22 protein-coding genes are annotated in these 21,192 nt (G+C 63.7%); 19 read left to right on the forward strand and 3 right to left on the reverse strand.

Features of this window, described 5'->3' with window-relative positions; genetic code table 11:
• The first annotated feature begins 9 nt into the window (after nt 1–9).
• The 15 genes from gcvT to LRQ04_RS06130 all read left to right on the forward strand — a co-directional run bounded on the left by gcvT (nt 10) and on the right by LRQ04_RS06130 (nt 14,629).
• On the forward strand, nt 10–1,146 hold the full coding sequence (gcvT, locus tag LRQ04_RS06060; RefSeq protein WP_235518472.1) for a glycine cleavage system aminomethyltransferase GcvT: 1,137 nt from the start codon (nt 10–12) through the stop codon (nt 1,144–1,146).
• 206 nt (nt 1,147–1,352) lie between these two features.
• On the forward strand, nt 1,353–1,736 hold the full coding sequence (gene gcvH / locus LRQ04_RS06065; protein WP_211711111.1) for a glycine cleavage system protein GcvH: 384 nt from the start codon (nt 1,353–1,355) through the stop codon (nt 1,734–1,736).
• The gene (glyA, locus tag LRQ04_RS06070; RefSeq protein WP_308194881.1) at nt 1,733–3,052 is read left to right on the forward strand and encodes a serine hydroxymethyltransferase; all 1,320 of its coding nucleotides are present in this window, start codon (nt 1,733–1,735) and stop codon (nt 3,050–3,052) included. Before gcvH ends, glyA begins: the two co-directional genes overlap by 4 nt.
• A gap of 370 nt (nt 3,053–3,422) precedes the next feature.
• Complete coding sequence (locus LRQ04_RS06075; RefSeq protein ID WP_235518475.1) at nt 3,423–4,823, forward strand: L-serine ammonia-lyase; 1,401 nt, start codon at nt 3,423–3,425, stop codon at nt 4,821–4,823.
• 113 nt (nt 4,824–4,936) lie between these two features.
• A complete protein-coding gene (gene lipA, locus LRQ04_RS06080; RefSeq protein WP_235518486.1) occupies nt 4,937–5,944 on the forward strand; it encodes a lipoyl synthase in 1,008 nt (335 codons plus the stop codon).
• A gap of 568 nt (nt 5,945–6,512) precedes the next feature.
• Nucleotides 6,513–6,968 carry a hypothetical protein gene (locus tag LRQ04_RS06085; protein WP_235518489.1) on the forward strand — a complete coding sequence of 152 codons (456 nt, stop codon included), beginning with the start codon at nt 6,513–6,515 and terminating at the stop codon, nt 6,966–6,968.
• Nucleotides 6,969–7,079: 111 nt separating this feature from the next.
• Nucleotides 7,080–7,913 carry a hypothetical protein gene (locus LRQ04_RS06090; protein ID WP_235518493.1) on the forward strand — a complete coding sequence of 278 codons (834 nt, stop codon included), beginning with the start codon at nt 7,080–7,082 and terminating at the stop codon, nt 7,911–7,913.
• 1 nt (nt 7,914) lies between these two features.
• Complete coding sequence (locus LRQ04_RS06095) at nt 7,915–8,430, forward strand: hypothetical protein (protein WP_235518496.1); 516 nt, start codon at nt 7,915–7,917, stop codon at nt 8,428–8,430.
• Nucleotides 8,427–9,698, forward strand: coding sequence for a hypothetical protein (locus LRQ04_RS06100; RefSeq protein ID WP_235518498.1), 1,272 nt, complete (start codon nt 8,427–8,429; stop codon nt 9,696–9,698). The genes LRQ04_RS06095 and LRQ04_RS06100 overlap by 4 nt, the downstream gene beginning before the upstream one ends.
• Before the next feature lie 155 nt (nt 9,699–9,853).
• Nucleotides 9,854–10,927, forward strand: coding sequence for an FUSC family protein (locus LRQ04_RS06105; RefSeq protein WP_235518720.1), 1,074 nt, complete (start codon nt 9,854–9,856; stop codon nt 10,925–10,927).
• A 73-nt stretch (nt 10,928–11,000) separates the two neighbouring features.
• Entirely contained in the window at nt 11,001–11,498 is a 498-nt protein-coding gene (locus LRQ04_RS06110; protein WP_235518516.1) for a MarR family winged helix-turn-helix transcriptional regulator, read from the forward strand.
• 78 nt (nt 11,499–11,576) lie between these two features.
• A complete protein-coding gene (locus LRQ04_RS06115) occupies nt 11,577–11,978 on the forward strand; it encodes a hypothetical protein (protein ID WP_235518523.1) in 402 nt (133 codons plus the stop codon).
• On the forward strand, nt 11,975–12,829 hold the full coding sequence (locus LRQ04_RS06120; protein WP_235518524.1) for a serine/threonine-protein kinase: 855 nt from the start codon (nt 11,975–11,977) through the stop codon (nt 12,827–12,829). Before LRQ04_RS06115 ends, LRQ04_RS06120 begins: the two co-directional genes overlap by 4 nt.
• Before the next feature lie 72 nt (nt 12,830–12,901).
• Complete coding sequence (locus LRQ04_RS06125) at nt 12,902–13,162, forward strand: GlsB/YeaQ/YmgE family stress response membrane protein (protein WP_235518535.1); 261 nt, start codon at nt 12,902–12,904, stop codon at nt 13,160–13,162.
• Between the two features lie 255 nt (nt 13,163–13,417).
• Nucleotides 13,418–14,629 carry a hypothetical protein gene (locus LRQ04_RS06130; RefSeq protein ID WP_235518538.1) on the forward strand — a complete coding sequence of 404 codons (1,212 nt, stop codon included), beginning with the start codon at nt 13,418–13,420 and terminating at the stop codon, nt 14,627–14,629.
• A 31-nt stretch (nt 14,630–14,660) separates the two neighbouring features.
• Here LRQ04_RS06130 and LRQ04_RS06135 read toward each other — a convergent pair whose 3' ends face one another.
• A complete protein-coding gene (locus LRQ04_RS06135) occupies nt 14,661–15,416 on the reverse strand; it encodes a ZIP family metal transporter (protein WP_235518540.1) in 756 nt (251 codons plus the stop codon).
• 221 nt (nt 15,417–15,637) lie between these two features.
• Between LRQ04_RS06135 and LRQ04_RS06140 the strand changes: the two genes are divergently transcribed.
• The gene (locus tag LRQ04_RS06140; protein WP_235518541.1) at nt 15,638–16,243 is read left to right on the forward strand and encodes a TasA family protein; all 606 of its coding nucleotides are present in this window, start codon (nt 15,638–15,640) and stop codon (nt 16,241–16,243) included.
• A 228-nt stretch (nt 16,244–16,471) separates the two neighbouring features.
• Nucleotides 16,472–17,176 carry a signal peptidase I gene (locus LRQ04_RS06145; protein WP_235518543.1) on the forward strand — a complete coding sequence of 235 codons (705 nt, stop codon included), beginning with the start codon at nt 16,472–16,474 and terminating at the stop codon, nt 17,174–17,176.
• 161 nt (nt 17,177–17,337) lie between these two features.
• On the opposite strand, the gene LRQ04_RS06150 is transcribed toward LRQ04_RS06145, so the two are convergent.
• Entirely contained in the window at nt 17,338–18,615 is a 1,278-nt protein-coding gene (locus LRQ04_RS06150; RefSeq protein ID WP_235518545.1) for an MFS transporter, read from the reverse strand.
• A gap of 173 nt (nt 18,616–18,788) precedes the next feature.
• Here LRQ04_RS06150 and LRQ04_RS06155 point away from each other — a divergent pair, with 173 nt between their 5' ends.
• Both LRQ04_RS06155 and LRQ04_RS06160 read left to right on the forward strand, forming a co-directional pair.
• Nucleotides 18,789–19,526 carry an IclR family transcriptional regulator gene (locus LRQ04_RS06155; RefSeq protein ID WP_235518548.1) on the forward strand — a complete coding sequence of 246 codons (738 nt, stop codon included), beginning with the start codon at nt 18,789–18,791 and terminating at the stop codon, nt 19,524–19,526.
• 121 nt (nt 19,527–19,647) lie between these two features.
• Nucleotides 19,648–20,835 carry a 4-hydroxybenzoate 3-monooxygenase gene (locus LRQ04_RS06160; RefSeq protein WP_235518552.1) on the forward strand — a complete coding sequence of 396 codons (1,188 nt, stop codon included), beginning with the start codon at nt 19,648–19,650 and terminating at the stop codon, nt 20,833–20,835.
• A gap of 146 nt (nt 20,836–20,981) precedes the next feature.
• Here LRQ04_RS06160 and LRQ04_RS06165 read toward each other — a convergent pair.
• The coding region (locus tag LRQ04_RS06165; RefSeq protein WP_235518571.1) for an HNH endonuclease at nt 20,982–21,192 on the reverse strand (211 nt) is incomplete at its 5' end.

The raw sequence follows: 21,192 nt of genomic DNA on the forward strand, positions 1-21,192 counted from the left end.
ATCCCGATCATGACTGAGAACTACACGGCTCTGTACGAGCAACACAAAAAGGCGGGTGCGTCCTTCACGGACTTCGGTGGCTGGCAGATGCCGCTGAAATACGATTCCGAGCTCGCCGAGCACCACGCAGTCCGCAACGCCGCTGGCCTGTTCGACCTCTCCCACATGGGCGAAGTCTGGGTCACCGGGCCGGAGGCTGCAGCGTTCCTGGACTACGCGCTGGTGGGCAAGCTGTCCGCGATCGCAGTGGGAAAGGCCAAGTATTCGCTCATCTGCGACACCGACGGCGGCATCATCGATGACCTCATCACGTACCGGCGCCCCTCGCCCGAAGAAGGCGTGGACCGGTACCTGGTGGTTCCCAACGCGGGCAACGCCAAGGTCGTAGCAGTGGCACTTCGCGAACGCGCAGCCGGTTTTGACGTTTCCGTGGAGGATGCATCCGCCGAAACCTCACTGATCGCCGTGCAGGGACCCAATGCCGAGGGCATCCTGCTGGAGCTGGTCCCCGCCGAACAGCACGCGCTGGTCACCGAGCTGAAGTACTACGCAGCCGTTGACGTGAGCATCAACGGGCAGGACCTGCTGCTGGCACGCACCGGGTACACCGGCGAAGACGGCTTCGAGATCTATGTCCCGAACGTCGACGCTTCCGTACTGTGGGAAGCCCTTCTTGAAGCCGGTGAAGGCCAGGGACTCATCCCGGCAGGGCTCGCCGCCCGCGACTCCCTGCGCCTCGAAGCCGGAATGCCCCTCTACGGGAACGAGCTCTCCCGTCACATGAATCCCTACGCCGCCGGACTGGGACCCGTGGTTTCCCTGGCCAAGGAGGGTGATTTCGTGGGCAAGGAAGCGCTCGCCGCGATCAAGGCTGCGGGTGTCGGAGCCACTCTCGGCCAGAAGCTCGTGGGGCTCAAGGGAGCCGGCCGTCGTGCCGCCCGTGGGCACTACTCGGTACTCAAGGACGGTTCCCTGATCGGTGAGGTGACCTCCGGGCAGCCCAGCCCGACGCTCGGTTACCCGGTCGCGTTGGCGTATGTCGACGTCGAACATTCCGTCGTTGGCACTGTGGTGGACGTCGACCTGCGCGGCAAGGCCGAGCCGTTTGAAGTCGTGCAGCTGCCGTTCTACAAGCGCACCAAGTAGCCCGGATCTTCGGGACCGCCGACCTCTGCATGCTCGGTCGCACGGCGCCCGCTGGGCGGACGCGACGCTCCCTTGGACGCATGCTGCCGGTCGCCGGACCCGAACCGTTGTGGATGGTGGCGCTGTTTGAACCCCTAAGCGCTGGTTGATCTGTCAACCTGCCGCGAGTGATCTTGAAAGTTTCAGTTAGTGAGAGAAGGAATCTTATGAGCAAAGTAGTTGCTGAATTGAAATACTCGGCTGAGCACGAGTGGGTTGCCGCCGATGGTGGCGGGCCGGTAGGCATTGGGATCTCCGCCGTTGCTGCGGACGCCCTGGGCGACATTGTCTACGTTGACCTCCCCGAGGTCGGTTCCACTGTGACCGCAGGCGAGACCTGTGGCGAAGTCGAGTCCACCAAGTCGGTCTCCGACCTGTACTCGCCCGTCACCGGCGAGGTCACCGAAATCAACGACGCCGTTGTTTCCGACCCCGCCCTGATCAACAACGATCCCTACGGTGCAGGCTGGCTGTTCAAGGTGGCCGCCACCGAGGAAGGACCGCTTATGTCGGCCGAAGAATACGCTGCAACGAACGGTGGAGAACTGTGAACCCTGTAACTGTCACTGAATACCAGCAGGTTGTATCGGCGTCGTTGGATGCCCAGCTGTCCGAGCTGGACCCTGAGGTCGCGGCAAAGATCGACGACGAACTGGGTCGCCAGCGCGACGGCCTGGAAATGATCGCCTCCGAGAACCACACGGCTGTGGCCGTGATGCAGGCGCAAGGCTCGGTGCTGACCAACAAATACGCCGAGGGCTACCCGGGCAAGCGCTACTACGGTGGCTGCGAGCACGTCGACGTGATCGAGCAGCTCGCGATCGACCGCATCAAGTCCCTGTTCGGCGCCGAGTACGCGAACGTTCAGCCCCACTCCGGCGCGCAGGCCAACGCTTCGGTGATGCACGCGCTCATCAAGCCGGGCGACACGATCATGGGCCTGAACCTCGCTCACGGTGGCCACCTGACGCACGGCATGCGCATCAACTTCTCCGGCAAGCTCTACAACGTGGTCCCCTACGGCGTCCGCGAGGACACCCACACGGTGGACATGGCCGAGGTGGAACGCCTGGCCCAGGAGCACAAGCCGGCACTGATCGTAGCTGGCTGGTCCGCATATGCGCGGCAGCTGGACTTCGCTGAATTCCGCCGAATCGCTGATTCCGTCGGGGCGTACCTGATGGTGGACATGGCCCACTTCGCTGGCCTGGTAGCCGCGGGGCTGCACCCCTCGCCCGTTCCGCACGCCCACGTCACCACCTCCACCACGCACAAGACCCTCGCCGGTCCGCGCGGCGGAATCATCCTGTCCAACGACGCCGACATCGCCAAGAAGATCAACTCTGCCGTGTTCCCGGGCCAGCAGGGCGGGCCGCTGGAGCACGTCATCGCGGGCAAGGCTGTTGCGTTCAAGATCGCTGCCTCGGAGGAATTCCGTGAGCGCCAGGAACGCGTTCTGGCTGGTTCCCGGATCCTCGCCGAGCGCCTGGTCCAGGACGACGTTGCCGCCAAGGGCATCTCCGTGGTGTCCGGCGGAACCGATGTGCACCTGGTGTTGGTGGACCTGCGCAACTGCGAGCTCGATGGCCAGCAGGCCGAAGACCGCCTCGCCGCGATCGACATCACCGTCAACCGCAACGCAGTTCCCTTCGACCCGCGCCCGCCCATGGTCACCTCCGGACTGCGGATCGGCACCCCTGCGCTGGCAACGCGCGGATTCGGGGAAGCTGCGTTCCGGGAAGTTGCGGACATCATCGCCGAAGCGCTCATGGCCGACGCCGACACCGACCTGTCGGGGTTGCGTCACCGCGTCGATGTCCTCGCGAAGGCGCACCCGCTGTACCCGGGCACGGCGAACCTGGGCTGAGCCTCGCTGGTCCGTGGGGTGCCGACATCCTCCGCGTGCTCGGTCGCGAAAACGCCCGCTGGGCGGACGTGACGCTCCCTTGGACGCACGCTTCCGGATGCCGCCGCCCCAAAGGGCCCATGGTCTAGGCACCGGTTTGGGGGCCGGACAAGCGGGTTCGTTTGTTTGGAAAATGGGTCCACCTGCCGGGGGCGGGCTCGTGATGATCTCCCGGGTGTGGCATTTGCTGGGAACGAATGCCACACATCACTACCGGGTTTGGGGGTTCGCACTGGGACCTCCACGGGGGCCGGGCCGGCCTTGGCTCGGGATTTGGTCCGGCCCCCACCTGTTGTTTGTTTTCTTCTCCTCCCTGAAAGGGATCACGGCTATGGCTGTTGGTGTTTTCGATTTGTTCTCCGTGGGCATTGGTCCGTCGAGTTCGCATACGGTGGGCCCGATGCGTGCCGGGGCGGTGTTCGCCCGGGAACTTCGTGAGTCCGGCGTGCTGTCTTCTGTTGCAGGGTTGCGCGTTGATCTCTACGGTTCGTTGGCGGCGACGGGTCGTGGGCATGGGACGTTCACTGCGACCCTGCTTGGCTTGGAGGGCTACGAGCCGGAGTTGATCCTTCCCGATGAGGTGGAGGAGCGGTTGGCGTCGATTGCGGAGACGGGGAAGCTGAACCTGGCTGGTGGTGTGCTGCTGGATTATGCGGTGGAGGACATGGTTTTGCATCCGTTGACGGTGTTGCCGCGGCATACGAACGGGATGAAGTTCGCTGTCTCCGATGCCGAGGGGAATGTTCTGAAGGAGGCGACGTTTTTCTCGGTCGGTGGTGGGTTCATTGTCCGGGAGGGGGAGGAGTCCGCGGCGCAGGCGGAGTTGGAGGAGTCGAAGAAGGAGTTGCCGTTGCCGTTCCGGACGGCGGCGGAGTTGTTGGGCCGGTGCGCGTCCAAGGGTTTGGGGATCAGCGACATCATGTTCATCAATGAGCGGGCGTCCCGGTCCGAGGAGGAGATCCGGGAGGGTCTGCTGCATATTTGGGCTGTGATGGAGGCTTGTGTTGAAACCAGTTTGCAGCGTGAGGGTGTGTTGCCGGGTGGGTTGAAGGTCCGTCGTCGTGCGCCTGATTGGTTGGAGCGGCTCCTGAAGGAGGACAAGGACCGGAACGATCCGAAGTACTGGCAGGAGTGGGTGAACCTGATCGCGTTGGCGGTCAATGAGGAGAACGCCTCCGGTGGGCGGGTGGTGACGGCTCCGACCAATGGTGCTGCGGGGATCATTCCTGCGGTGTTGTATTACGCGTTGAATTACGCCCCGGGCATGGATAAAGCGACCCGGGCTGATAAGGACGATGTGGTGGTGAAGTTCCTGCTCGCTGCCGGTGCGGTGGGTGTGTTGTATAAGGAGCAGGCGTCTATTTCGGGTGCTGAGGTGGGTTGTCAGGGTGAGGTCGGGTCGGCGTCGTCGATGGCTGCTGCGGGTTTGGCTGAGGTGATGGGTGGTTCCCCGGGTCAGGTGGAGAACGCTGCGGAGATCGCGATGGAACATAACCTGGGGTTGACGTGTGATCCGATTGGCGGGTTGGTGCAGATCCCGTGTATCGAGCGGAACGCGATTGCTGCGGCGAAGGCGATCAACGCGGCGAAGATGGCGTTGTGGGGTGACGGTACGCACCGGGTCTCGTTGGACGAGGTGATCGTGACCATGCGTGAAACGGGCAAGGACATGTCCCACAAATACAAAGAAACAGCGATGGGCGGCCTCGCCGTCAACGTCGTCGAATGCTGAAAAACGCCCGTTGTGAGGCCCGCTTTGCCGCCTAAAACCCAGGCAAAGCACGCAGAGCAGACCCCGCAACGCACTGCCGCAAGAAGATTGAAACCCAAGAACGAAGGAACGTCATGACACTCGCACCTGAAGGCCGTAAGTTGCTGCGCGTTGAGCAGCGTAACTCGGCGGTACCGGTTGAACGTAAGCCTGAGTGGATCAAGGCCAAGGTCCAGATGGGTCCTGAGTTCGTCCAGCTCAAGAACCTGGTGAAGAAGGAAGGGTTGCACACGGTCTGTGAAGAGGCCGGCTGCCCGAACATTTTCGAGTGTTGGGAAGACAAGGAAGCGACGTTCCTGATCGGCGGGTCCGAGTGCACCCGCCGCTGTGATTTCTGCCAGATCGATACCGGCAAACCCTCCCCGGTGGACATGTTCGAACCCACGAAGGTGGCCCGCTCGGTGCAGGCCATGCAGCTGCGGTACGCCACGGTGACCGGTGTGGCCCGTGATGACCTGGCTGATGAGGGTGTGTGGTTGTACGCCGAAACGGTGCGGAAGATCCACGAACTGAACCCGGGCACCGGGGTGGAGTTGCTGATCCCGGACTTCTCCGGCAAGCCCGAGCACATCGCGGCGATCTGCGATTCCAAGCCCGAGGTGTTCGCGCACAACGTCGAGACCGTGCCGAGGATTTTCAAGCGGATCCGGCCGGCGTTCCGGTATGAGCGGTCCATGGATGTCATCACCCAGGGCCGGGACCTGGGCATGGTGACCAAGTCCAACCTGATCCTGGGCATGGGCGAGACCCGTGAAGAGATTTCCGAGGCCCTGCGTGACCTGCACGCGGCCGGGTGTGACCTGATCACGATCACCCAGTACCTGCGTCCTTCCGAACGGCACCTTCCGGTGGACCGGTGGGTCAAGCCGCAGGAGTTCGTGGACCTGCAGCACGAGGCCGAGGAGATCGGATTCCTCGGCGTCATGTCCGGCCCGTTGGTCCGCTCCTCCTACCGGGCCGGGCGTCTGTGGGCCACCGCGATGCGCAAGAAAGGCTGGGAAATCCCCGCCGCCCTGGCACACATCGAGTCCTCCGGCACCACCCGCCAGGAAGCCTCCACCATCCTCGCAGCCCACAGCTAACCCCCCCGGCCGCGCTCCCTTGCCGGCACCCGAACCGGACGGCATCGGCAAGGAACATCCGGGCAGCGCAGAAGAAGTACGACGGCGGTCTGGTCACCTCTCCGGAGGTGACCAGACGGCCGTCGTGGTTGTTTAAGGCCGCTGTGGTTCCTCGACGTAGGGGAGTAGTGCGGCAGCGGTGGGGAAAAACGTTCGAACACCAGCGCAGTTTTTGCTCAAGACAGCCACAATCTTTGCGCACTCACACTCGAGGGCCATCCCGGGGATAGCGCGTGGCCCCTGTCCACCCCTTGGACAGCTCCTCCCGGAAGCGGGTACCGGGCCCTTGCCCTGTCCGAGATCGGGCGAGGGGCGCCAAGTAGTCCGCTACCCAAAACTGAGTACCTGCATGGTGCGTGTGGGTATTTCGAGTGCCATGTTCGGATGAAAAGAGGCGTACATCCAAGAGTAGCCACGGTGCCTCCGGTCGCTGAACTATTGGGGGCATCGCTTCATCCGCCAGCAACGGCCGGATGCTGGGGGTTGCTCTGCGGCTCCCCGGTACATCGATCAACCAAGGAGTCTTACCATGCGCAAACTTTCCAAGAAGAGCCGGATCACAGCCGCCGTCGCTGGCGTGGCCTTGGTGGCGGTCGGCGGCGGAGCTGCCTACGCTTACTGGACCACCACGGGCTCCGGCAGTGGCTCGGCGACAAATTCGGCCGGCGGCGGAACGGTCACACTTCACGCTAACTTCGCCGGTGGTCTTGCCCCGGGCAACCAGGTTCCCGTCGCGTACACCGCCGACAATTCGACCACGTCAGGCACCGTTGTGGGAGCCCTGACCGCCAACGTGACCACCAACGTGGCCGGCTGTCTCCCCGCCTGGTTCGATGTCACCGCGGTAACCACCAACACCTTGGTCGCCGCCAACACCACCGGTACCTCAGTGGGCAGCGGAACGCTGAAGTTCAACGACAGCGGCACGGTCAACCAGGACGCCTGCAAGTCCGCGATCGTCACCGTCAACGTCGCCAGCCAGTAGTACCAAACCGCCGGGGACCTCTTTGCGAATGGTGGTCCCCGGCTTCAAGCTTCCTCCCGTCCAGAACGCGCCCGTCCGAAAAGAGGCTCCATGCAACCCCAGCCAGTACGCATGAGGATGCCGGTCGGTCGTGCGGGGATTGCGGTCAAGGCTGCACTCCTCACGTTGTTGGTTGTCCTGGCGTCCGTGGCATCGTTGGGCGCCAGCGGCGGGCAAAGCAACGGGAAGGCAACCGGAGCCAAGGAGACGATCGGAATATTGCTGGCCCTGTCGCCATCAAGCCGCAACGTGGATCAAGGCCAGGCCGCAGCGTTCGACGTCACGATCTCCTCGAGTGGAGGCCTTTCGGGGCCAGTCACCTTCTACGTCACGGGACTGCCTTCGGGAACGACGGCGGCATGGTCGCCGTCGTCGGTGGTTCTCTCATCCGGCAGTTCGACGAAAGCGACGTTGACCCTCACGACGAGTCCCACCACGCCGGCCGGGAAATCCGACATCACGGTGACGGTCACCAGCGGAACCACAAAGTCCAACGCCGCACAGGCGCAGTTGCAAGTGAAGGAAGTCAAGCGAAGCTTCGGTGTCTCCGGGTCATTGCAGGGCCCACTGGCGCCAGGGGTGTCCCTACCCTTGGACCTGAAGATCTCCAACCCGGAGAACAAAAACATAGCGGTGACCATGCTGTCCGCGTCCATTAGCAAAGTGGTTCGGACCCCGGCGGCCGTCGCGGCGGGGCTCCCTTGCAGCAGCGCGGACTACAGCGTCACCCAATTCACTGGCACCTACCCCATCGACATCAAGCCAGGATCCACCTCGTTGTCCGCTTTGGGGCTTCCACAGGCACGTTGGCCCCGCATCGCCATGCTGGACACGTTGCAGCTCCAGGACGGCTGCAAGGGCGCGACCCTCGAACTCACTTTCTCCGGGACGGGACAGGCGAACTGACATGAAAATGACTGTCCGGAGTCCACGTACTCCCAGCACAGGCCGACTCGCCCGAACTGCGGCTGCCACAGTGGCGCTCTGCATCTTAGGCGGTGCTGGATCCGCCTACGCGTACTGGGGCCGCATTGGTATCGGCGCGGGTTCGGCAACCAACGGCACCATGCAGACCGTCATTGTGGACGCTCTCATTGCGGGAGACACTCCCCAAAACACCCTCATCCCCGGCGGTACCGCCGACGTCATCATCAGGGCCACCAACCCCAACGCGCACGCCGTCACCCTCTACGGACTGGCGGCCAACGGAGCCATCACGGCGGATGCGGGCCATTCCGGCTGCACCACCACCGGAGTGACCTTCACGCCACCGTCCGTTCCACTTACCCCGCCGGTTACCGTGCAGCCGAACTCCTCCATACTGCTGACGCTTCCAGGGGCAGCAAGTATGAGCACCGCATCGCTCTCCGCCTGCCAAGGAGCCCAATTCCGCATCCCCGTCACATTGGAGGCCCGCAAGTGAACCGGCGTCGCACGTCCGTGGTCCAGCCCTCCGCGCCCGTCACCATGGGGCGTTGGAACCGCATCGTCGTGATCGTGGTCGGCATCTTCCTGGTCACCTGGGGAGGGCCGGCCGCCAGCGCGTTCTGGAGCACGGTGAGCAGCAGCAACTTCGCCGCCGCCAAGGCCGACACCGTCAACCAAGGTGCCAAGCCGACGGCCGCCGTCGGACTTGCGGGCAGCGTGACGGTCACCTGGACGGCAAGCACGACGGCGGCAGGCAAGTCAGCGACCGGGTACAGCATCGCCCGCTACGCCTCCGCCACGGGAGGCACCAGGGTCGCTGCGGCTGGAACATGCACCGGCACGGTGGCTGCACTGAGCTGCACTGACACGGCGCCAACGGGCACGTGGTACTACGCGGTGACGCCGATGCTCTCATTGTGGCAAGGGATGGAAAGCCTGCGGAGCACGGGCTCAGTAGTCGACGCCACGGCGCCAGACGCTCCCGTCGTCACTGCTCCGGCTTACGTGACCACCGCCAACGTCTCCAACGTCCCCGTCACAGGTACGGCCGAAGCGAACTCGACTGTGGTGTTGACGGTAACGGACGCGGGGGCCGCACACACCGTGACCCAGACCCGCACAGCGAATGGATCCGGAGCTTGGTCCGCCACCACACTTAATCTGACGACGTTCAACGCCGGAACAATCACCTACTCCGCTCGGGCTACTGACGCAGCCGGGAACACCGGGGTCCCCGGAACGGCGTCGTCCGTCAAGGACACCACCGTTCCAACGGTTACCAACGTTCAGCTCAGCAACGGAGGAGCCAACCAGGGCAAGGTGGAAAAGGACGACAAGGTGACCCTGACCTTCTCCGAAGCCCTGGACGCGAGCAAGATGTGCAGCGCTTGGACAGATGACACCATCACGCAAACACTCGACGCCGACAACCAAGTGACTGTTTCGATCTCCTCGTCAGACATCCTCAGCGTTAGTGCCACCGGCTGCTCGACCCTCAAGCTGGGCAACGTGGATCTTAAAAGCAATTACACCTCGCAAACGTTGACCTTCCGGGGAACTGGTACCGACGCCTCGGTGCTGGAGTGGAACCCCTCGGCCAAGACCGTCACCATCACCTTGGGTGCGCTGGTGTCAGGTAGCCCGATCGGGGCGACGCAGAGCGCCGACAACGCCGCCTTTACTCCGACATCCGGTCTGACGGATATCGCCGGTAACGCGCTCTCTAACTCCAAGTTCACCAGCGCCACAACCTCGAGGTTTTGAGGCCACAATCCGTGTATAGATAGTGCCTCTCAGCGTGATGAGGGGCACTATCTGTGCCTGATCCCCGAGTAGGCCAGCGCTCGGAGCGTAACCTTGAAGCGGACGCCAGTGCCGCCGTCGTACGTTTGATCCTGCGACGAAAGGCGAGCCGCCCTTTGAAGGCTGTAGCGGAAATGTTCACGATGGGTCCGGGGAACAAGGACCACCATCCCGCCCTACGCTGCGCCGTAGGGGTGTTCGTGCCGCTGATCGTTTTGACGCTGCTGGGGCGGCTGGATCTGGCCGTGTTTGCGTCGTTTGGGGCCTTCACCGGAATCTATGGGCGCAATGAACCGCACAGCGTCCGTTTCCGCAGCCAGCTTCGGGCTGGCGGCTTCATGCTTTTCATCATCCTCTGCGCCACATTGCTGGCCCGTGGGGAGCATGCGTGGGGCCTGGACGCTACCTCTTACTCCTGGATCCTGATCGTTGCGACGACCATCGTGGCCGGTGCCTGCTCCGTGGTGGTGGCTGCCTGGCGACTCCGCCCCGGCGGCTCCCTCTTTCACATTTTTGCTTTTGCCGCGATCGCTTCGATACCCACGCAGCCGCCCCTGTGGGAGGCAATGCTTGTGGCAGTCCTGACTAGCGGTTTCTGCCTGTTGGTCGGCATGTCGTCACGTGTGGTCAAAAGTCATCGAACGCCATGGAAAAAGCCGCCGCCCATCCGGCACACGCCGGCCGAACTCCGGGCGATCTGGCTTGAAGGGGGTGGCTACCTGATAGCGGCCGGGCTCGCCGGGACGTTGGCGACGCTGGTGGGCCAACAGCTTGGCTTTGGCCACACGTACTGGGCCATGGTGGCAGCGGTGGTGCCCCTGGTGGGCCATTCCACCCGGCACCGGGTGAGCCGGGGTATCCAAAGGATCGCGGGAACGGTGCTTGGCCTGGTGCTCCTGGCAGGCATCCTGTGGCTCAATCCAGCGCCGTGGGCCATGGTCCTGGTCATAGCGGCGTGCCAGTTCGGGGCCGAGATGTTCATTGCCCGGCAGTATTTCATCGCACAGCTCTTCGTCACCCCGCTTGCCCTGATTGCCACGCTCCTCGCCGCGCCGGTGGACCCGAGTCTGCTCCTCCGGGACCGGATCATCGAGACCGTCATAGGTGCCGCCGTCGGTGTTGCAGTCGTGGTGGCCCCGGCAGTGTGGCGCCGTGTACGGGTGCGCCAAGTCTCGTTCAGCGAACGGTAGTCCGGGATCTTCGCTTCATGGACTAGTATCAATTGGTTAGACAATCAAGATACATGTCTACCAAAGGACTGGTGTGAGCGACAAGGATGAACGCAAGGGATATTGGTACGGGCTGGAGAGCCGTAAGCAGATGGGCGCCGTGGACGTCCTGAACGCACTCAGGGACTACCGGACGGCCGAAGCTGACATGCGGCGGCGAACGCGCGCCTCGATGGGCATGGGGGAGACCGACCTCATGGCGTTGCGGTACCTGCTTGAAGCCGAGCGTGCCGGCCGGGAGGTGGGCCCCAAGGAGTTGGCGGTACGGCTTGGGGTGACCTCGGCCTCCATGACGTCCTTGGTGGACCGCCTGGTGAGGTCCGGCTACGTTACCCGAGAGCCCCACCCGACTGATCGTCGAGCCCTCATTCTCCGCCCGACGCCGGGGTCGGAACAGGAGGTCCGCAGTACCTTGGGCGACATGCATTCGCGCATGATGGAGGCCGCCGAAACGCTGAGCAGCAAAGACTCCGCGGTGGTGGTTGAGTTCCTTCGGCGTATGCGCAAGGCGATCGACAGCGTCTCCTCCTGAAGCTGAGTTGGACATTATTGATAAGTACACATATAACTAGATAGCCAAGCTACTTACTAGGGAATGTGTGGGCAAGCGATGACAATCGTGCTGCGTGAACCGAGTTCCACCCCCGTCGTCCACGATGACGTTGACGTCATCACTGACCAGGTCATCCCGGCAGGCCCCGTACATTGCGGTTCACGCATGGCGATTTCCGCTGGCCCGGCCCACGATGCCATGCAGTGGGTTTCCGTCGAACCGATCTGCCCCGAGTGGGCCTGCGGTTGCGGCTTCCGGATGGACATCGACGCCATAGATCCGGTGAGCGGCGTCTGGATCGCTGCCCTTCGGCGCCAGAGCCTGCAACATGAGCTGGCAATCTCCCAGAACACCCTGGCGCTCGCCTTCAAGAGGGCAGTCGATGCAGGAGTAGACCCCCTTGCCCTCGCCGAGGTGGCAGGTGTGCCTGCTGCCGAGATTGAATCACTGCTCCAATGACGCTCATGGAGACGGCGGCCGACCGCGCTGATCGCGGGGCCGCCCCTTCCGATGTGGTCCTTGGAGGACGATATCGGCTGGGCAAGCAGCTGGGCGGAGGGTCCGAGGCCTACGTCAAGGAAGCCCGGGACCTGGAGTCAGGCACCACTGTGGCCGTCAAGATCTTCAGGACCACAGCCAAGGACGCTCCTTTTCGACGCGAACTGGACATCCATGGTCCTTTGCGCCATAAGAACATCGCCAGGGTGGTGTCCTCCGGAAGCACCGAGGGCGACGAAGTCCAAGGCGCCCACAACTACCTGGTGATGGAACTGGTCCAGGGCCAGGACTTGCGGACCCTCCTTGAGGAAGGGCCAGCCTCACCGCATCAGACCGTGGAGTGGATGACGGGGATTGCCAGGGCCTTGACGTTCCTGCACAGGCGCGGGATTGTCCACAACGACATCAAGCCCGGCAATATCCTGGTGGATTTCGCAGGCGACCCGGGCGGCGTAGGAGTGGCCAAGCTGACCGATTTTGGCATCGCGCTCAACGGGCGGCATCCTGCGCCGAGCTCCTCCTCCGGGACGCCGCACTATCTGAGTCCGGAAGAAGTCTGTGGAGGCACCTCAACTGCTGCCAGTGATATTTATTCGTTGGGCCTGGTTGCCCTCGAATGCCTCACCGGAACAAAAGCCTTTCCCGGCCCTCCCCTTGAGTCCATGGTTGCGAGGACCCTGGGCGAACCACGAATTCCCGGAACGGTCCGGCGACGCTGGTCCATGGTGCTTCATGCCATGACAGACCCCGACCCGGCGGGTAGACCGTCTGCCAGCCACGTTGTCGGTATGCTCCGACGGCTCGGCTGGTAGCCAACAATCAGGTCGATAGCGGCGTGCGCTCTCATGCCGAACTGGGACCTCATCACGAAAGAGAGATAAATAATGGGAATCATTGGTTGGATTATTCTGGGTCTGATCGCCGGCGCCATCGCCAAGGCCATCATGCCGGGCCGTCAGGGTGGCGGCTGGATCGCTACGCTGCTCCTGGGCATCGTTGGCGCCATCCTGGGTGGATGGATCGGCAGCGCGCTCTTCAACGTTGGCATCAACGAGTTCTGGTCGCTGTCCACCTGGTTGCTGGCCATCGTGGGCGCACTGATCGTCCTGGCTATCTGGGGCCTGCTCACGCGCAAGAAGGCGTAACCGACTGACAGCAAGGGAGGCCCCGACGCCGCGTTTCACGACGCAGGCGCCGGGGCTTTCTGGTTTTAAGGGGCCCTTTGAGGGGGCCCTTTTTCTTAACGCCCCCTTTTTGGCGTCACTCTTGAGGGGCCGTGCACGGCGTTTTTCTGACCGCGGCCGGTCATATATTCCCCAGTCGGGCCCCGGCTGGGTGTGGCCCCGGACCCTCCGCTACGCTGCTCGACGTCACCACCCACCGCACGCTAAGGGCCAACGATGTACTCTTCAGCCGCCGCCGCCATCAAAGGTCCGCCGGGACAGAGCCTCAAACCAGGCGCCCTCGGGACAGCCTTGGGCGCCTTCGGAGTCGCCGGCATCATGGGCATCGTCGCTGTGGTCCTGCATGGCTTGGGGCAGCAATCCCCGTATGTTGGCCCCGGTTACTCCGGCTGGGCCCAAGCGGCCGCGGATTCCCCGGCGGCTGCTGCAAGGTGGTTCCTGGGGGACATGACGGAGCCGCTCTTCTACAAGTCCGACCTCGCAGCCCTGGGGCTGTTGGCAGGAGCGTGGTTGGCCCGGTGGGTCGGCCGCCGACAGGGCCGCGTCGGGCGGCGGGAGAGCCTGGGTCCCTGGATTCTTGCGTCGGCTTCGCTGAGTTTGCTGCTGTCCAACGTGGCGTTCGGATGGTTGCTCGACGACGGGTGGCAGCCAACGTTCGTGCCTTTCGTTTGCGTGGCTCCGGCCGTGGTGATCCTCTACGGGGCCGGGTGGCAAACGTGCCTCACGGGCGCCGTGCTCGGTGCGGCCACCGTCACGCCCTTGGCGTTGATATTCATCCCCATCCTCGCCAACCCCCTTGGCCTGCCGCCCGTGGTGGCAAACGTCCTGGCGATGTCCGGGGGGTCCATTCTCTCTTTCCTGGTCGCACGACGGTTGCCCTGGCTTGTCCTGCGCGAGCGCGAGCCGGACCTCGGCGCGGAACGGAACCTGCCGGCGTCGGGCTTTAACCAGTCGCTACTCGGGGACGCACTGTGGGCTGCGCAACGGGTCATCAGGGACTTCACGGAGACGCACTTCATCGCCAAGGGGTTCGCCAGCGTCGGCATGATTTCCGGGGCTGTGGTGGCGTATGTCCTTAATCCTGGGTTGCCGTCCTACGGGTCCGGCCTGCTTCCGCACATCCTCTTTGCGCAAGCACTTACCTCCGCCATCGGCGTGGTCCTTTGGCGGGGCTGGTACCTGGATGGCGGTTGGGCTGCGACGTATGCGTCCGTGGTGTCCGTCGCCCCGGCGGCCGTCCTCGCCACCGGTGGTTCCTTTTTCGGCGTCGTGGGCGGGGCGATCCTGGGCGCTGTACTGGCCCCGCCGCTGGCCCGGGTTTTCTCCGCAAAGCTGCCCGCGGACTTCCACCCTGTCATAGGCAACACTGCAGCCATGGCGGTATCGACGGCGGTCGCCGTACCGTTGCTTGGACTGCTGCCTGCCTGAGGCCGGGAGGCGGACGGGTTGCGTCCGGAGGTCAGCCTCCGATGTGGTGGATCGTGAAGGCGCTAAGGAACCCGACGGCAGCCGTCAGTCCGGTCATGTTGTGGTGCTCCTCGAACGCTTCGGGAATCATCGTGTCTGCCAGCATCGCCAGGATTCCGCCGGCCGCAATGGCTGTAATGAAGGCGATCACCGACTCAGGCGCGTCCTCGAGGGCGGCGTACCCCACCAGGGCCGCAAGTCCGCTGAAGACTGCGATGCCAACCCAGGTTCCAAACACGTAAGCGGGGCTGCGGCCGGACTTCTTCATGCCGGCCGTGCTGGACAGGCCTTCGGGGACATTGGAGATGAAGACGGCGGCAAGCATCGCCGGGCTGACGGCGCCACCGGCCAACAGGCCCACGCCAAGGACCACGGATTCGGGGATGCCGTCGATGAGCGCGCCCACGGCGATGGCGGTACCGCTGCCCGGGGAATCCTTCTCGGTGGGTTGGGGCTCACTGGAGCGCTTCCTGTGCTTCGCCCCCGCCCGGGCCAGGAGAACGTTGGACCCAACAAAGATCAGTGCCCCCAGAAGGAAGCCGAGGACCGTGGGGAGCAACCCTCCGCCGTTCACGGCCTCGTCCACCAGTTCGAAGGCGAGTGCGGAAATCAGGACCCCGGCGCCGAAGGCCATGACAGTGGAAACCACCTTGGCGGGCACTTTCCACATCCACGCCACACCAGCGCCAAGAACCAACGCCCCGCCTGCCAGCGTGCCCCACAGCAGGGCCTGTAACCACATCGGCATTGACTTGCCCTTTCATCGCCGGTCCATATGCATCAAGCAGTGTTTCATAAGGAACCTTAGAAACTGTAAAAAGTCTTGAGGTTTTCCTGAGGGACTGTTGCGGGTTTGCAGGATTGGTTCTTGAGGGTGGCCCTGCAGAGTAGTTCTTGTCAGCCAGAGAGGCTGGAACGAAGAACGGCCGGCCGGTCTCACGGTGGCCTACCGAAAGGACATTGATTCCCATGGCCATCAGCCTCAAGACCACCTCCGGCAAGATCCTCGCTTCCGTCGCACTGGTCGGCACCGCAGCCGCCGTAGCCGGCATGGGAACCTACGGCGCGTTCACCTCCTCGACCTCCGCCTCACAGGCCGTCACCGCAGGAACCGTCACCATCGCCCTGGGCACCGGCGCCAACAACACCCTCAACGTCCCCGTCGCGGGCCTGCTGCCCGGGGACAAAGTCGAAAAGCTCGTCACCCTGGCCAACACCGGCAACTCCGACCTGAACAACGTCACCCTCACCACCTCCGCCGGCGCCACCGGATCCCTGCTCACCACCGACACCACCAACGGCCTGCAGCTGACCATCGAAAACTGCTCCGTTGCCTGGACGGGCACCGCCGCTCCCTACACCTGCGCCGGCACCAAGACCACCGTCCTGGCCTCAGGCCCGGTCATCGCCGCGAACAGTGTCCTGAACAACCTGACGTCCCTGACCAGCACCAAGACCGACAACCTCAAAGTCACCACCGCTTTGCCCGCCACCGCGGACAACACCTTCCAGGGCGCCACCTCCACCGTCGGGTTCTCCTTCACCGGCACCCAGCGCACGCAAACCACCAAGTAGTCACCACGGTCCCGCGAAGGCCCCGCGAAGGCCCCACGAAGGCCCCGAGAGGGGGTCGGAAGGGGGCCGCACCAGACTCCGCCGGGCCTGATCGGCCACCCCCCTGCCTGATCAGGCCCGGCGGGTTTTTCCTGAGCCAGACTTGAGGAATTTCCGCAGTAAGCCTGAGCCACGCCCTGCAGACTAAGAAGCAGAACAACAACCCCTCCCGGAAGGAACGCCAGGACAATGAGCGCACTGAGCACCATCACCACCCCCGCCCTTCGCGGCCGGCGTTCCGCCGCTTCAAAGCCTGCACCATCCCCAAAGACCGCCGCTGTGAAGCAGCCCGCAGCGGCCACAACCGTCCCCGCCGGTGAACGGAGCACGTTCCGCCGGATCACAAGCCTGGCTGTTAAGTCCGTCGGCGTTGGCATGCTGGTCCTGGCGGCGCTGGTTTTCCTGTTCCTAGCCATCGGCCCGCGGGTCCTGGGGTACCAGACTTCCACCATGCTGACCGGGTCCATGGCACCGCTGATCAACCCGGGCGACGTCGTCGTGACGGTTCCGACTCCTATCGCGGACGTCAAGGTGGGCGACATCATCACCTACCACATCCCGGTCGAAGATCAGCGGGTGGAAACCCACCGCATCACCGAAATCACCGCTACGGCCGATGGCGGCGTAGCTGTGCAGACCAAGGGCGACGCCAACAACGGCATCGACCCCTGGATCGCCACCTTGCAGGGCAAGACCGTGGACAAGCAGGTCGCAACCATCCCGTACGTCGGCAACGCAATCCGTGCACTCCGCGAACCGATGGTCCGGAACATCCTGATGTACGGCGCACCGGCGATCCTGGTCATCGGTATGCTCGCCTCCATCTGGACCAAGGACGGCAACAAGACGACGCCGAAGGGCGCCGCGGTGCCGCAGGCGGCCAGCGGTAAGTGAGGGACGGGGTGCTCCTGCCCTGGAACGGTGCAAGACGCAGGCGCCGGCCGAGGAGTTGGGCGACTCCCGGCCGGCGCTCCGTTTTCTCTCGACCTATCTCTCCATGCTGCTGGGAAGGATCCTGAGGAACTCCACCGCGCTCCCCGAACGCCGTCGCGGGGTTAGCGTCCGGCGAGCACGTTTGCGACGGCGGTTTTGACTTCGCGGGGCACCAGGACCAAGGCGGCAACGGCCAGCAGGCCGGCGATCGCGAAGACATAGAAGCCAGCAGGGTAGGCGATGTTGGCGGCAACCAATGTTCCCGTCACTGCCGGGCCGACGATTGCGCCGAGCCTGCCGACGCCGGCGGCGAAGCCCAGCGCAGTTCCCCTGAGCCGTGGCGGGAACAACTGGCTGACCCACGCATAAACCAGGACCTGGGAGCTGAAAACGAAAATGCCGGTTACGAAGACGGCGGCATTGAGCAGGAATTCGTTCGGGATCTTGACGCTGAGGATCGCAAGGAGCACCGCGGACAGTCCAAACCACAGCAAAACAATCTTCTTGGTACCGTGCTTGTCGGCGAGGAATCCGGCCAGGAACAGGCCTGCGACGGCGCCCAAGTTAAGGACCAGCAGCAGCGTCAAGCCGGTGCTGACCGGGTACCCGGCGGCAGCCATCAGCTGCGGAAGCCAGGTGTTCAGCCCGTAAACCAACAACAAGCCCATGAACGACGCGATGCCGATGCCAACCGCAACCAAGGGGTACGGCTTCTGCAACAGGTCGCGGAAACCGGTCTTGGGTGCAGCTTGGCTGCTTTCAGCGGAAGGCACGACGGCGGCAGGCGCCTTGGTGGCCTGGCTGGACGCACCGGGGGCGGCTTCGGGCAGTGACTCGGGCAGCTTGGCCCAAAGGAACGGCAGGAGAACCAGCCCGGCAGCGCCGCCGATGATGAACATGAGCCGCCAGTTCGGAACGATCAGGATTGCCAGCAAAGCGGTGGCGACGGCACCAACGTGGTAGCCAGTCATGGTCCGGGTGGTGGACTTTCCTGCTGAACCCGCTGGCGCGTAGTCGTTCATGTAGGCCAAGGCTGCGGGAAGGCATGCGCCCAGTCCCAGCCCGGCAAGAAGGCGCAACACCGAGAACACTGCAACGTTCGGTGCGAACGCGACCCCAATGGTGAAGATTGAGAAACCGGCAACGCACGCGATCAGCAGCTTGCGGCGGCCGAACGTGTCGGAGAGGGGTGCAATGAACAGTGCGCCAAGTCCTACGCCCACCAAGGAGATGGTGGCGGCGAAGGTGGCTCCTACTGCATCGAATCCCAACTCCCCGGTCTTGATGAGTGTGGGTATGACGGTTCCCAGGACCACCAGGTCGAAGCCGTCCAGCACCATGGCTAGCCAGCACAGCCACACGGGCCATTGAGATCGGTGGGCAGATGGCATCGTTGGCATAGCGTCCTCGGTACGTCTGGGCAGTGCGTCTTGGTGATGGTCCCGGGCCAGCGGCGCGGCCTTTCGGGTATGAGAGTTGTATCACCGTCGCGTGTTGCCTGGCACACGTTCTACCATTGAATGGAAGGCACCTCCGTGCTTTTCTCTAGGACGCTCCAAATGAGGATGGCATCGTGGCTAACTCCGCATCCGGCGATTCCGTGGTGGACCGGGTCGTGCGGGTCATCGAGGCATTCCCTGAGGGTGTCACCACTCTTCAGCTGACGGAGCTGGCCGACCGGGCTGAGCTCCCTTTGTCATCGGCCCACCGGCTGATCCGTCAGCTTTCCCACCATGGGCTCCTCGACCTGGGGTCGGGCGGAACCGTCCGCCTGGGCTTGCGGCTATGGGAACTCGTCAATCGGAATTCACCCACGCTGGCCCTCCGCCAGGCGGCAATGCCGTTCATGGAGGACATTCAGCAGGTCCTCAACCAGAACGTGAACCTGGCTGTGCTCGATGGCTGGGAGGCGCTTTTTGTTGAACGGCTCTCCCGTCGCGGATCGGTGGCCAACCGCGCACAAATCGCAGGTCGCATGCCCGTACACATTTCCTCAGCCGGCCTGGCCCTGATGTCCCACCAGTCGCGGGAGCTGCAGGCCGAGTACCTCCGGCAGTTCCACGACCCGGCCGGGAAGGTGAGTGCCGACGTCGTACGCCACCTGCTGGCCGAGGCCGCCCAGCAGGGGTATGCGCAGCTGGCTGGCGTCGTGGATCCGGATACTTGGGGGATCGCCGTTCCGGTGATGAACGGTAAGCGGAAGACGGTTGCCGCGTTGGGGGTCGTAGTGCCCCTTGCCGAGATGCGGCTCCAAGCTCTGGTTCCGGCCCTTCAGACTGCGGCCCGCGGAATTGGACGCCAGTTAGTCTAGCTGTCGGCTTCCGTTGAACGGAATTGATGTAACGGTCATCACGCCGATGGGGACAGACTGATGCCAGACCAATACAGCCCTGGCCGAAGCGCCGGGATCCGCAACGAAGCGAGGAACAACCATGGCACGCACGCCCATCAAGACCCAAGTGGCCATTATGGGGGCCGGCCCCGCGGGCCTCATGCTCTCCCACCTTCTGGCCAGGCAGGGCATCGAGTCCGTGGTGGTGGAAATCCGCAGCCGCAAGGACATCCAGGAAACCGTACGGGCCGGCATCCTGGAGCACGGCACGGTGAACCTGCTGGTCGACTCGGGGGTGTCGGACCGAGTGCTCCGCGAAGGCGACCGGCACGACGGCATCGAACTGCGCTTCAACGGTGAAAGCCACCGCATCAACTTCAAGGAACTGGTCGGCGAATCCGTGTGGCTCTACCCGCAGACGGACGTTTTCATGGACCTGGCCGCCCGACGCGAAGCCGACGGCGGCGCCGTCCACTACAGCGTCACGGACACTACTGTGCACGACCTCGAAGGCAAGCCGAAGGTCTGGTTCACCAATGCCGACGGGCAGGAATTCGAGATTCAGGCAGACTTCCTCGTCGGCGCCGACGGATCCCGCAGCCACTGCCGCTTCCAGATTCCTGAAGCGAACCGCAAGTGGTACTTCCACGAATATCCATTCGCGTGGTTCGGCATCCTCGCCGAAGCCCCGCGCAGCTCAGACGAGCTGATCTACGCGAACTCGAACAACGGTTTCGCCCTGATCAGCCAGCGCACCGAGACTGTTCAGCGCATGTACTTCCAGTGCGACCCCAAAGAGAACGTTGCCGACTGGGATGACGAACGCATCTGGTCCGAGTTCCGCAAACGAGTCAATGGCAACGGATTCGAGCTCAAGGAAGGACCGGTCCTCGAAAAGATGGTCCTGCCCTTCCGCAGTTTCGTCCATACGCCCATGCGCCACGGAAACCTGTTCCTTGCCGGCGATGCGGCCCACACCGTGCCGCCGACGGGAGCCAAGGGCCTCAACCTGGCTATCCACGACGTCAAGGTGCTCTTTGAAGGTCTCGACTCGTTCTACTCCAACGGCTCAACCACGCTGCTGGACTCCTACAGCGACCGGGCGTTGGAGCGGGTATGGAAGGCCCAGCACTTCTCCTACTGGATGACATCCATGCTGCACACCGTGCCCGGCGCCGGCGAGTTCGACCGCGCCCGCCAGCTTGGCGAACTCCACTCCGTAGTGACCTCCGAGCACGCCAAGGCGTACCTCGCGGAGTCGTACACAGGCTGGCCGACCTCACGCTGACGCTGCACCTGGCAAACTACCTCCAGCGCCCGACGGCGGGAAGTCCTCTTTGGGGCTCCCCGACAGTCGGGCGCTTGTTGCGTTAACTGCGCTCGACCTGAAGGTGGCCCAAGGGTTTGCCTGGCTGGTCGCCGACCCCACCGACCTCATGTTCTGAGTGGTGTGTGGTGGTGGTTGCGTCGTGGTGTTTGGTGGGGGTCGATGTGGGGTGGGGGGATGAACCAGGGGGTGCCGTTGGTGTTGGTGATGGTCCATTGTTCTTTGTGGATGAGGTGGTGGTGGTGGGAGCAGAGGAGGGTTCCGTTTTCTGTTCCTGTGGTTCCGCCGTGGGACCAGTAGGTGATGTGGTGGGCTTCG

It is taken from the genome of Paenarthrobacter sp. AR 02 (genome assembly GCF_021538675.1).
In the GTDB taxonomy this organism is placed as follows: Bacteria; Actinomycetota; Actinomycetes; order Actinomycetales; family Micrococcaceae; genus Arthrobacter.